The organism is Colwellia maritima, assembly GCF_022669015.1.
Taxonomy (GTDB): Bacteria; Pseudomonadota; Gammaproteobacteria; order Enterobacterales; family Alteromonadaceae; genus Colwellia; species Colwellia maritima.
The window spans coordinates 1,551,622-1,563,226 of the sequence record NZ_JAKKSL010000001.1; the positions used below are offsets into that span (position 1 = coordinate 1,551,622).

Below are 11,605 nucleotides of genomic sequence, written 5' to 3' on the forward strand. Positions count from 1 at the left end.
TAACACTTTGCAGCCTTTATACGTTGGAAATATTGGCAAATAATGGTATTAGGTTCGGTTTAAATACCGTAACAGCATATACAATTAGGGTGATATCATTTGTATTTTAAGTCGGCGATCTACAGCAACTCCTTTAATTCAAACAATAAATCTAACGCTTGTTTAGGTGATAAATTATTAACATCAATGTCACGTAAGGTAGTCATTGCTCGATGGTCTTCAGGTACTAATGACAACTGCTGAAAATTTTCAGACTGAGCAGGTAAAATAGAAGGCGCTTGTTTATTTTCTAATTCGGTTAATCGTTGTTTAGCGCGGTTAATTACTGCTTTAGGTACGCCTGCGAGTTGAGCTACTTGTAAACCAAAACTTTTACTCGCGGCACCTTCTTGTACTGCGTGCATAAATACAATGTTATCGTCATGTTCCATGGCATCTAAATGCACGTTAGCTAATGTATCAATTTCTTGTGCAAGTAGGGTTAATTCAAAATAATGGGTAGCAAATAAGGTAAAGGCTTTTGTTTTAAGTGCTAGCATTTCAGCACAAGCCCATGCTAAGGAAAGACCATCGTAAGTACTTGTGCCACGTCCTATTTCATCAAGTAATACTAAACTTTTATCTGTTGCATTATGTAGAATATTAGCTGTTTCGGTCATTTCTACCATAAAGGTTGAACGGCCACTAGCGAGATCGTCAGAGGCGCCTATGCGGGTAAATATTCTATCGACTAAACCTATTTTGGCACTATCTGCAGGCACATAACAACCAATATGTGCAAGTAATACAATTAAGGCGGTTTGACGCATATAGGTTGATTTACCGCCCATATTCGGGCCGGTAATAATTAACATTTTACGTTGTTGCGTTAAAACCACAGGATTTGCAATAAAAGCTTCATGGGTCATTTGCTCTACAACGGGGTGTCTACCCGCATCAATGTTAATGCCTGATTGTTCCGTTAGTACTGGCTTTATATAGTTTAAGGTTATTGCTCTTTCGGCAAAATTAGCCAACACATCCGGCTCAGCAATAGCTTGGCTCAGGGTTTGTAGTTGTGCTATTTCTGGCAATATTTTGTTAAATAACTCTTGGTATAAACGTTTTTCAAGGGCTAAAAATTGGCTTTGGGCACTGAGTACTTTATGCTCGTGCTCTTTTAATTCTTCGGTAATAAAGCGCTCATTGTTTTTTAAAGTTTGACGGCGAATATAATTGTCAGGAACATCGTTTGCTGCGGTTCTACTCATTTCAATGAAAAAACCATGGACTTTGTTATAACCTACTTTTAATGAATGAATACCCGTACGCTCTTTTTCTTTTTGCTCTAATTGCGCTAAAAAATCTGTAGCACCATCACTTAAATCGCGAAGGATGTCGAGTTCATTGTTATACCCTGGCGCGATAACACCACCGTCGCGAATAAGCACAGGGGGATTTTCAACAATAGCTTGTTCGAGTAAATTTTGTATTTCTGGGATGGGTAACAACAATTGTGAGATCGCATGAACGTAGCCAGTGTTGCATGACGCTAGCGTTTGTTGTAATTCAGGTAAAACTTGTAGCGCATTTCGCAAACGAGCGAAATCACGTGGCCTAGCTGAGCCTAAAGCAATACGTGAAACAATTCGTTCAATATCTCCTAAACTTTTCAGCACAGGTTGAACGTCGAGATGCAAATCTGTTGTAATAATTTGTTCTATAGCATCTTGTCTATTATTTAATGTTGTTAAATCTCGTAGCGGAAAGTGCAGCCAACGTTTTAATAAACGTGATCCCATCGGCGTTGAAGATTTATCCAATATCGCGGCTAATGTATTATCAAAGCCACCTTGAAGGTTTTGTGTCAATTCTAAATTTCGTCTAGTGGCGGCATCTAGTACAACACCTGAACTTGCTGACTCACAAACTATTGCACGTATGTGGGGCAGTGCTGTACGCTGAGTGTCTTTAACATACTGAAATAAACAGCCCGCAGCTGATAAGCCTATCAATTTATCTGAAACGCCAAAGCCGGTTAGCTCTTTTGTACCAAATTGTTTATTTAATAAAGAAAGAGATGTTTCAATATCAAACTCCCATTCAGGGCGTCGACGTAGTCCTTTATATTGCTTAATATCAAGCGTATTAGAAAGCGTTTCTGGGTACAGTAACTCGGCAGGAGAAAGGCGTTGTAATTCGGCTTGTAACTGCTCATTTGTTTGTGGCTCTGTTATCACAAAACGACCACTAGTCATATCAAGATAAGCTAGACCAAAACAGGGATCTGAAGCTTTTTTAGTTCGAGAATTATTTTCAGCAATAGCAACAATTAAATTGTCTTGCCTATCAGATAATAATGCTTCATCACTTACCGTACCAGGAGTAATAATTCTAACCACTTTCCGTTCAACAGGGCCTTTACTTGTTCTTCGGATCGCCAATTTGTTCGCAAATAGCGACAGACTCACCTAACTGTACTAGTTTAGCCAAATAATTCTCAACCGCATGATAGGGAACACCGCCCATAGGAATAGCGTTGCCCCCTGTTTTTCCTCGAGCTGTTAACGAAATATCCAACAAATCAGATGCTTTTTTCGCATCATCAAAAAATAGCTCATAAAAATCGCCCATACGATAAAAAATTAAAATATTAGGAAATTCGGCCTTAATGGTAAGGTACTGACGCATCATAGGGGTGTGTTGTGATAAATCTGTCATGTTTTAAATGTGCTTATATTGTTTGTAAGTTGATTTTATTAACTTCTGTCTAAATTTTACTACTTAATGAAAGGTCATAAATGTTACTGAATGCTCATGAAATTGCGCGATTAAGCAAGTGTAGTTTTATGCAGACCAAAAACCTACACTTATTCCGTTAAGTGATACTTAATTATTACTAATAATACTTTGGATAGAAACATAGAGCTAGCGATGAATCAAAAAAGCAAAAATATTAAGTTTGTCACAAGTGAAATGTTTGGTCGGATATTGCATCATATTCAACATAAAGTATATTTCGAGGTAATCACATGTTGGTTAAAAAAATAAAAAGTGTGAAAAAGTGAACTTAAAGATAAAAAAGTAGCGTAATAACTTTTTTTATTAAAAACTTTAAAAGTTATCGAGGTTGTTTAAATTCTTTTATATCAATAAATTAAAAGTATCAGTGATTTGGTTTTTCAATTAAAATAAAATATATTGTAAAAAAACTTGATACTGTACGACCATACAGTATACTTGCTTTATCAAAACGACATTCCTGACGTTATCAGCGGAGTAAAACATGAAAGAAGATAAAGAAAAAGCATTAGCAGCAGCTTTAAGCCAAATTGAAAGACAGTTTGGTAAAGGTTCAATAATGAAGCTTGGCGATAACACTACGATGGACGTTGAAACTATTTCCACGGGTTCTTTAGGGTTAGATATTGCGCTTGGCGCAGGTGGATTACCTTTTGGTCGTGTTGTAGAAATATACGGCCCAGAATCAAGTGGTAAAACGACATTAACCCTAGAAGTTATTGCTCACGCCCAAAAAGAAGGTAAAGTCTGTGCCTTTGTTGATGCGGAACATGCACTAGATCCAGTGTACGCCGGAAAATTGGGTGTAAACATTGATGAGTTACTCGTATCTCAGCCTGATACAGGTGAACAAGCCCTTGAGATTTGTGACATGTTAACGCGCTCTGGTGCCATTGACATCATTGTTGTCGATTCAGTTGCTGCATTAACACCAAAAGCTGAAATTGAAGGCGATATGGGTGACTCTCATATGGGGCTTCAAGCACGTATGTTGTCACAAGCAATGCGTAAGCTTACAGGGAACTTAAAAAAATCAAACACCATGTTAATCTTCATCAACCAAATTCGTATGAAAATTGGTGTTATGTTTGGTTCGCCTGAAACCACAACGGGTGGTAATGCTCTGAAGTTTTATGCTTCAGTTCGTTTAGATATTCGCCGTATTGGCGCAGTAAAAAATGGTGATGAAATTGTTGGAAACGAAACCCGCGTTAAAGTGGTTAAAAACAAAATTGCACCACCATTTAAACAAGCAGAGTTTCAAATTCTTTATGGGCAAGGTATTAACAACTTAGGTGAATTAATTGACCTAGGTGTTCAAAACGGCTTTGTGGAAAAAGCAGGTGCATGGTATAGCTGTAATGGTGAACGTATTGGCCAGGGTAAAGCGAATGCCACTAAATATTTAGAAGAACACCCTGAAATGGCTAAAGATGTTGATACTAAACTAAGAGAGTTGTTTTTAAGCAAGCCTGTTAAAACAGAAGATAAAGAAACGAAATCAAAAGCGGTAGAAGCAGCTGAGTAATAAGAAATATTTGATCGATTGCTTATATCGTCTACGTTGATTCAATTCCAACAAAAAAACCTCTGTTTTACCAGAGGTTTTTTTGTTTTTAAATAGCATAAATCATTTTGTATATAGCTAGTTTGTATTTTTTAATTAAAAAACGTTTAGCCATCTATACGTTTAGATGTTGACATATCTAATGATCTAAGTAGTATTGTAATAGTGTATTTTTAAATGCTATTTATTTGTTTTTTGCTACTAGGTGCGTTATGCCAATTAAAATTCCTGATCAATTACCTGCATTATCTATATTAGATAATGAAAATATTTTCGTCATGTCTGAACATCGAGCGATGTCTCAGGAAATTCGCCCAATGCAAGTGGCTATTTTAAATTTGATGCCGAATAAAATTGAAACAGAAGTACAAATATTACGCATGCTGTCAAACACACCGCTACAAATAAATATTGAATTTGTTCGTATACATGCTAATGAATCTAAAAACACTCCCACGGAGCATTTAGATACTTTTTATCATTTGTTTGATGATATTAAACACAAACAATATGATGGTTTAATTATTACAGGTGCACCACTGGCCTTACTTGATTACTCGCAAGTAACCTTTTGGGATAAAATTTGTGAAGTATTTGACTGGGCTGAAGAAAATGTTACCTCAACCATGTTTTCTTGTTGGGCTGCGCATGCGGCATTGTACCATCACTATGGATTAAATCGTCATTTACGCAAGCAAAAGTTATCCGGTGTATTTAACCATAAAGCCCTAGATGAAAAAGAGCCGCTAACACGAGGTTTTGATGAAAATTTTAATGTACCTCATTCGCGATATGGCTACATTGATAAATCTGATTATGAAAGCGTTCCTCAGATAAAGGTTTTAGCGGAATCAAAGGAAGCGGGGGTTTATCTAGCCGCCAGTAAAAATAAGCAGCAGGTGTATCTTACGGGTCACCCTGAATATGATACTACCACGCTACATGAAGAATTTTTAAGAGATATAGCAGTCGATAAAACAGCGGCTATGCCTGAGCATTATTACAAAGACGATAACATAAATAATTCCCCCGAAGCCACATGGCGTAGTCACGGTAGTTTGTTATTTACTAATTGGCTCAACTATTATGTTTATCAAATAACGCCCTATAAATTGGATGCTTCTAATATTAAAGCAATACATCCCGATACTGTTATTTAGAAAAATCAGCTGTTTATATTAAGTTAGTCCCTATTTTAATTTAAAGATTTACCCTTAGGAAACCGAATACATCATGAAAAAACATACATCATTTGCTTTATTTGAACAACAATTGGCTAAAAATATACTAATTCTTGATGGTGCTATGGGCACTATGATTCAAGCATATAAGTTTGAAGAGCAAGATTTTCGTGGTGAACGTTTTGCTGACTGGCATAGTGATGTAAAGGGCAATAATGATTTACTCGTGCTTACCCACCAGACATCATTAAAGCAATTCATTTAGAGTACCTTGAAGCAGGTGCGGATATACTTGAAACCAACACATTCAATGCTACAACGATTGCCATGGCTGATTATGACATGCAAGCTTATAGCGCTGAAATCAATTTAGTTGCAGCGCAAATTGCGCGTGCAGCGGCAGATGAATATAATAAAAAAACACCCGAAAAACCACGATTTGTAGCCGGTGTATTAGGGCCAACGAATCGTACTTGTTCTATATCACCAGATGTTAACGATCCAAACTTTTCGTAATGTCACCTTTGATGAATTAAAAGAAGCTTATGTTGAATCAACAACTGCCTTAATTAAAGGTGGTTCAGATCTTATTTTGATTGAAACGATTTTCGACACATTAAATGCAAAAGCGGCGATTTTTGCGGTAGAAACTGTATTTGATAATCTTGGAATTAGATTACCAGTAATGATATCAGGTACTATTACTGATGCGTCTGGTCGAACGTTGTCAGGTCAAACTACAGAAGCATTTTATAATTCTTTACGTCATGCAAAACCAGTTTCTTTCGGTTTAAACTGTGCACTAGGCCCGGTTGAATTACGCCAATATGTAGAAGAGTTGAGTCGAATTTGTGATGTTGCTGTTTCTGCTCACCCCAATGCCGGTCTACCTAATGCTTTTGGTGAATATGATTTTACCGTTGCAGACATGAATACTCATGTGAGTGAATGGGCAAGCTCAGGCTTTTTAAATATTATTGGTGGCTGTTGTGGTACCACGCCGGCTCATATTAAAGGGATGGCCGATTCGGTAGCTAAACTTAAGCCGCGTGAAATTGCACCTAGAAAAGTTGCTTGTCGTTTATCAGGACTCGAAGCGTTAACTATTGATGAAGATTCTTTATTTGTAAACGTTGGTGAGCGTACTAATGTTACAGGCTCTGCTATGTTTAAACGTTTGATCAAAGAAGAAAACTACGATCAAGCTATTGCGGTTGCCTTGCAGCAAGTGGAAAACGGTGCACAGATTATTGATATCAATATGGATGAAGGCATGCCGGATTCGAAAAGTGCCATGGTGCGCTTTTTAAATCTTATTGCAGGTGAGCCTGATATTGCTAAAGTGCCAATTATGATTGACTCCTCTAAATGGGAGATTATTGAAGCAGGATTACAATGCATTCAAGGTAAAGGTATCGTTAATTCTATTAGCTTAAAAGAGGGGGAAGATAACTTCCGTCATCAAGCAGAATTATTACGTCGTTATGGTGCTGCGGTTATCGTGATGGCATTTGATGAAGATGGCCAAGCCGATACACGAAAAAGAAAGTATGAAATATGTCATCGTGCCTATCATATATTGGTTGATGAAATAGGTTACCCGGCAGAGGACATCATTTTTGATCCTAATATTTTTGCTGTTGCTACAGGCATTGACGAACATAACAATTATGCGGTTGATTTTATTGAAGCCGTAGCTGACATCAAGCAGAATTTACCTTATGCGATGATTTCTGGTGGAGTTTCAAATGTGTCATTTTCGTTTCGTGGTAATAACCCCGTTCGAGAAGCTATTCACGCTGTGTTTTTATATCACGCCATAAAAAATGGTATGGATATGGGAATAGTTAACGCCGGGCAATTAGCCATCTATTCAGATATACCCGATAAATTGCGTCTTGCTGTTGAAGATGTTATTCAAAATAATGATGATGGAGCAACTGAGCGCTTGTTGGATATTGCACAAGAATATCAAGGGCAAGCCGGAGGGCAGGCATCAAAAACTGATTTAACTTGGCGAGAACTACCTATCAACGAACGTTTAGCACATGCGTTAGTTAAAGGTATTAATGAATTTATCATTGAAGATACAGAAGAAGCGCGCCTATTTGCAGATCGCCCACTTGATGTGATTGAAGGACCACTCATGGATGGCATGAATGTCGTGGGTGATTTGTTCGGTCGGAGAAATGTTTTTACCGCAGGTAGTGAAATCTGCACGTGTAATGAAACAAGCAGTAGCACACTTAAACCCCTTTATTGAAGCAGAAAAAACAGAAGCTAGCTCGAACGGAAAAGTCTTATTAGCAACCGTTAAAGGTGATGTTCATGATATAGGAAAGAACATTGTTGGTGTGGTCTTACAATGTAATAACTATGAAATAATCGACCTTGGCGTGATGGTTTCCTGTGAAGATATATTAAGGGTAGCTAAAGAAGAGAATGTAGATATTATAGGTTTATCGGGCCTGATAACCCCTCTCTGGATGAAATGGTTCATGTAGCGAAAGAAATGAAACGACAAGGCTTTGAATTACCTTTGTTAATTGGTGGTGCAACTACTTCAAAAGCACATACTGCAGTTAAAATTGAACCTCAATATGACCAACCTGTTGTGTATGTTTCCAATGCATCGCGTGCTGTTTCTGTTGTAAGCAAATTGTTGTCTGATGAGCATAAAGCCAAATTTTTTGCTAGCACTAAAGAAGAATATGAACGTGTTCGTGCTCGTCATTATAAAAAAGGTCCTCGCTCAAGTTTAATTAGTATAGAAGATGCTCGTGCTAATGCTACAAAAGTTGATTTTGATGATTATACGCCGAAAAAACCGAATAAACTTGGTGTTACTGTACTGGAAAACCTTGACCTCAATGAGGTGAGAAAATATATCGATTGGACACCTTTTTTTACTACATGGCAATTATCAGGTAAATACCCGCTTATCTTAAAGCATGAAGTGATTGGTGAAGAAGCGAGAAAGTTGTTTGAAGATGCTAATAATATGATAGATGATGTTATTAATAACAACAAAATTACAGCGAAAGCTGTATTTGGCTTATTTCCGGCCGAATAGCGATATTGACGACATTGAAGTTTATAGCACTAATGATGGGAATGAAGATCGTACTCAGACCTTAATGAGATTACAGCAGCTTCGTCAACAAAGTAAGAAACCCTCAAAACAATTTAATCGTTGTTTATCCGATTATGTTGCACCTAAAGGATCTGGCGTAAATGATTACATTGGTGCCTTTGCTGTTTCATCAGGTTTTGGTGTGGACGAATTAGTTAAGGCATATGACGCCAAGCATGACACTTATAATTTGATTCTTATTAAAGCCGTTGCCGATAGGTTAGCGGAAGCCAGTGCAGAGTATCTTCATGAAAAAGTACGTAAAGAATACTGGGGTTATGCTCCTGATGAGGCTTTAGATAATGATGCGCTGATTCGAGAGCGCTATCAAGGTATACGTCGGAAGACCAGGTTACCCTGCTTGTCCTGAACATACTGAAAAAGGTTTATTGTGGGAGTTGCTTAACGTCGAAGAAAATATTGGTATGAAGTTGACATCAAGTTATGCCATGTGGCCTGGAGCAGCAGTTAGCGGTTGGTATTTTTCTCATCCTGAATCAAAGTATTTTGCTGTAGCTAAATTAGCGAAGGATCAAGTATTAGATTACGCAGCGCGTAAGGGGATGACTATAGAGCAAGCAGAACGTTGGTTATCCGCTAATTTAGATTATGAACCGGAATAGCACTAACCATTAACTTAACCAGAGCTCATATTAGTTAAACTGCCTATTTTATCTCTGTACAAATAGCGTTGCGAAAATCGATTGAAAACGTGTTTTCGCAACGTATTATTCTTACTTAATACTTAAAATGCCTATCAAAAAAACTCATGATAGTATTATTTAAGTGAACTTTAACCGCTTTACCTCGCATACTATGCTTACTACCAGGGTAAGTCATTAATTCAAATAGTTTATTTTCATCTTGTAGTGCTTTAATTAACTTTGTGGTGTTAGTGAACAGCACATTATCATCAGCCATACCATGATAAACCAACAGTGGATTTTTTAAGTTTGTAATATAAGGAAATACACTGGATTGTTCATAGCCATCAGTATTAGCTTTAGGGTGGTTTAGGTAACGCTCAGTGTAATGCGTGTCATAGAGTAACCAGTCGGTCACTGGCGCACCACTAACTGCTGCTTTGAAATAATCACCTGCTTTAAATAGCGTCATTAATGCCATATAGCCGCCGTACGAGTGACCAAAAATGCCAATTTTATCTTTATCTACATAAGGTAAAGTGTGAAGATATTTAACACCTGTGATTTGGTCGTCTACTTCAACTTGCCCTAGTTTTTCATAAATTGAAAATTCAAACTCGGTACCCCGATAGTTAGAACCTCTATTGTCTAATTGAAAAACGATATAGCCCTGTTGGAGCATATATTGAGTCATGTCGGCACCTTGCCAAGTATTTTTTACTAACTGAGCATGTGGACCACCGTATACGTTAACAACGACAGGGTATTTTTTACCGGGTACCATATTATTAGGTTTATAAAGTTTATAATAAAGCGTTGCTTTGCCATCGTCAGACGTTAATGTACCAAATCGGGGTTGGATTAAATCAGCGTAATAGGGAAAAATGGGGTGTTCCTCATTGATCTTATTTTCTGCTAACCATGTTATATGCTCGCCATCGATTTTGTGTAAACTGACTTGTTTTGGCGTAGAAATATTCGAGAAACTATCTATATAGGTTTTACTATTTTTACTAAAGTTGATGCTATGAAAGCCATTACGCTTACTTATTCTAGCAACGTGCTCAGGTGATTTAGTGTTTAATGGAACACGATATAAATGGCGCTCTAATGGTGTGTCGGCACGACCAGTAAAATAAATTAAGCCATTTTTTTCATCTACATGTTCTATTGAATCAACAACCCATTTACCTTTAGTTAGTTGATTGATTAATTCACCATCATTGTTGAAGTGATACAAATGTTTGAAGCCATCACGTTCTGAAGCCCAAATAAATGATTGGCTATTCTTTAAAAAATAAAGATCGTGGTGTAAATTTAGCCAATGTGTTGAATGTTCAGTGAGTAGCGTTTTTTGTTTGCGTTTTTTAAGGTTATAGGTTTTTAATTTTAACGTTTTTTGATCGCGGCTTTGCCATTGATATGAGAGGTTTTTACTGTCAGGCAACCATTTTACGCGAGGTAAATAAAAGTCATTTTTATTACCGTTTGATGTGCCGCCTCTGGCATCATCAAGCTCAACAAAACGTACCTTTTTGCCTTTTATATCCGTTACTGCTAATTGTATTGTAACGTTGTTAGTGCCTGTGGCAGGGTAGCGTTGTTCAATTAGTTCTATTTTTTCAGCGTATATTTCATTGCGAATAACTGTTTTTACAGGTGTTTCATCTACACGTAGAAAAGCAATGTGCTTCTCATCAGGCGACCACCAATAGCCAGTCATTCTGTCCATTTCTTCTTGGGCAACAAACTCACTCATGCCATTTTTGATGGTTCCTGCACCATCTTTGGTCAATTGTGTTTCGTTACCATTTTTAATATTGAGCACAAAAATATTTTGGTTGCGAATAAATGATACATAATTACCCTTGGGCGAAAATTTTATATCCGTTTCAAATTCGTCGGTCTCGGTCAAACGCTTAGCGTTTTTATTGGCTAGATTATAATAATAAATGTCGCCATTTAAAGGAAATAGCAGGGCAGAACCATCGTTTGAAAACTTGTATTCCATGATACCAAAACCATAAACACGTTGTCGTTCACGTCTTGCTTTTTCTTCATCAGAAAGAATTTCTGTACCACTAAATAAATCTTGAGAATCTACTAATAGCTTGTTTTCTTTGCTTGATAGGTTGTACTCCCATAAATCGTAACGGTTTAAGTCTTCGCTTTTGCCTTGTAAATAGGTTACTCGTGAGCCGTCAGGTGAAAATTTTAAAGATTTAGGTGTTTGTCCATTCAATGAGGGGGAACTGTATATCCGGTCTATCGTTAATGGGCTGTTTTTGATTGTTTTCAT

3 protein-coding genes and 2 pseudogenes are annotated in these 11,605 nt (G+C 37.3%); 3 read left to right on the plus strand and 2 right to left on the minus strand.

Going from position 1 to position 11,605, the window contains the following annotated elements; all coding sequences use genetic code 11:
• Nucleotides 1-119: 119 nt before the first annotated feature.
• Nucleotides 120-2,700 (minus strand): annotated as a pseudogene (mutS, locus tag L3081_RS07685) (DNA mismatch repair protein MutS).
• Between the two features lie 565 nt (nucleotides 2,701-3,265).
• On the opposite strand from mutS, the gene recA reads away from it, so the two are divergent.
• The 3 genes and pseudogenes from recA (at nucleotide 3,266) to metH (ending at nucleotide 9,285) form a co-directional block, all read left to right on the plus strand.
• On the plus strand, nucleotides 3,266-4,309 hold the full coding sequence (recA, locus tag L3081_RS07690) for a recombinase RecA (protein ID WP_242284683.1): 1,044 nt from the start codon (nucleotides 3,266-3,268) through the stop codon (nucleotides 4,307-4,309).
• A gap of 251 nt (nucleotides 4,310-4,560) precedes the next feature.
• Entirely contained in the window at nucleotides 4,561-5,508 is a 948-nt protein-coding gene (locus L3081_RS07695; protein WP_242284686.1) for a homoserine O-succinyltransferase, read from the plus strand.
• A gap of 73 nt (nucleotides 5,509-5,581) precedes the next feature.
• Nucleotides 5,582-9,285: pseudogene (metH, locus tag L3081_RS26570) on the plus strand (methionine synthase).
• Between the two features lie 115 nt (nucleotides 9,286-9,400).
• On the opposite strand, the gene L3081_RS07720 reads toward metH, so the two are convergent.
• Nucleotides 9,401-11,605, minus strand: coding sequence for a S9 family peptidase (locus tag L3081_RS07720; RefSeq protein ID WP_242285645.1), 2,205 nt, complete (start codon nucleotides 11,603-11,605; stop codon nucleotides 9,401-9,403).

Coding starts and splice junctions, on each gene's coding strand:
- recA (WP_242284683.1), top strand. CDS start 3,266: ATGAAAGAAGATAAAGAAAAAGCATTAGCAGCAGCTTTAAGCCAAATT.
- L3081_RS07695 (WP_242284686.1), top strand. CDS start 4,561: ATGCCAATTAAAATTCCTGATCAATTACCTGCATTATCTATATTAGAT.
- L3081_RS07720 (WP_242285645.1), bottom strand. CDS start 11,605: ATGAAAACAATCAAAAACAGCCCATTAACGATAGACCGGATATACAGT.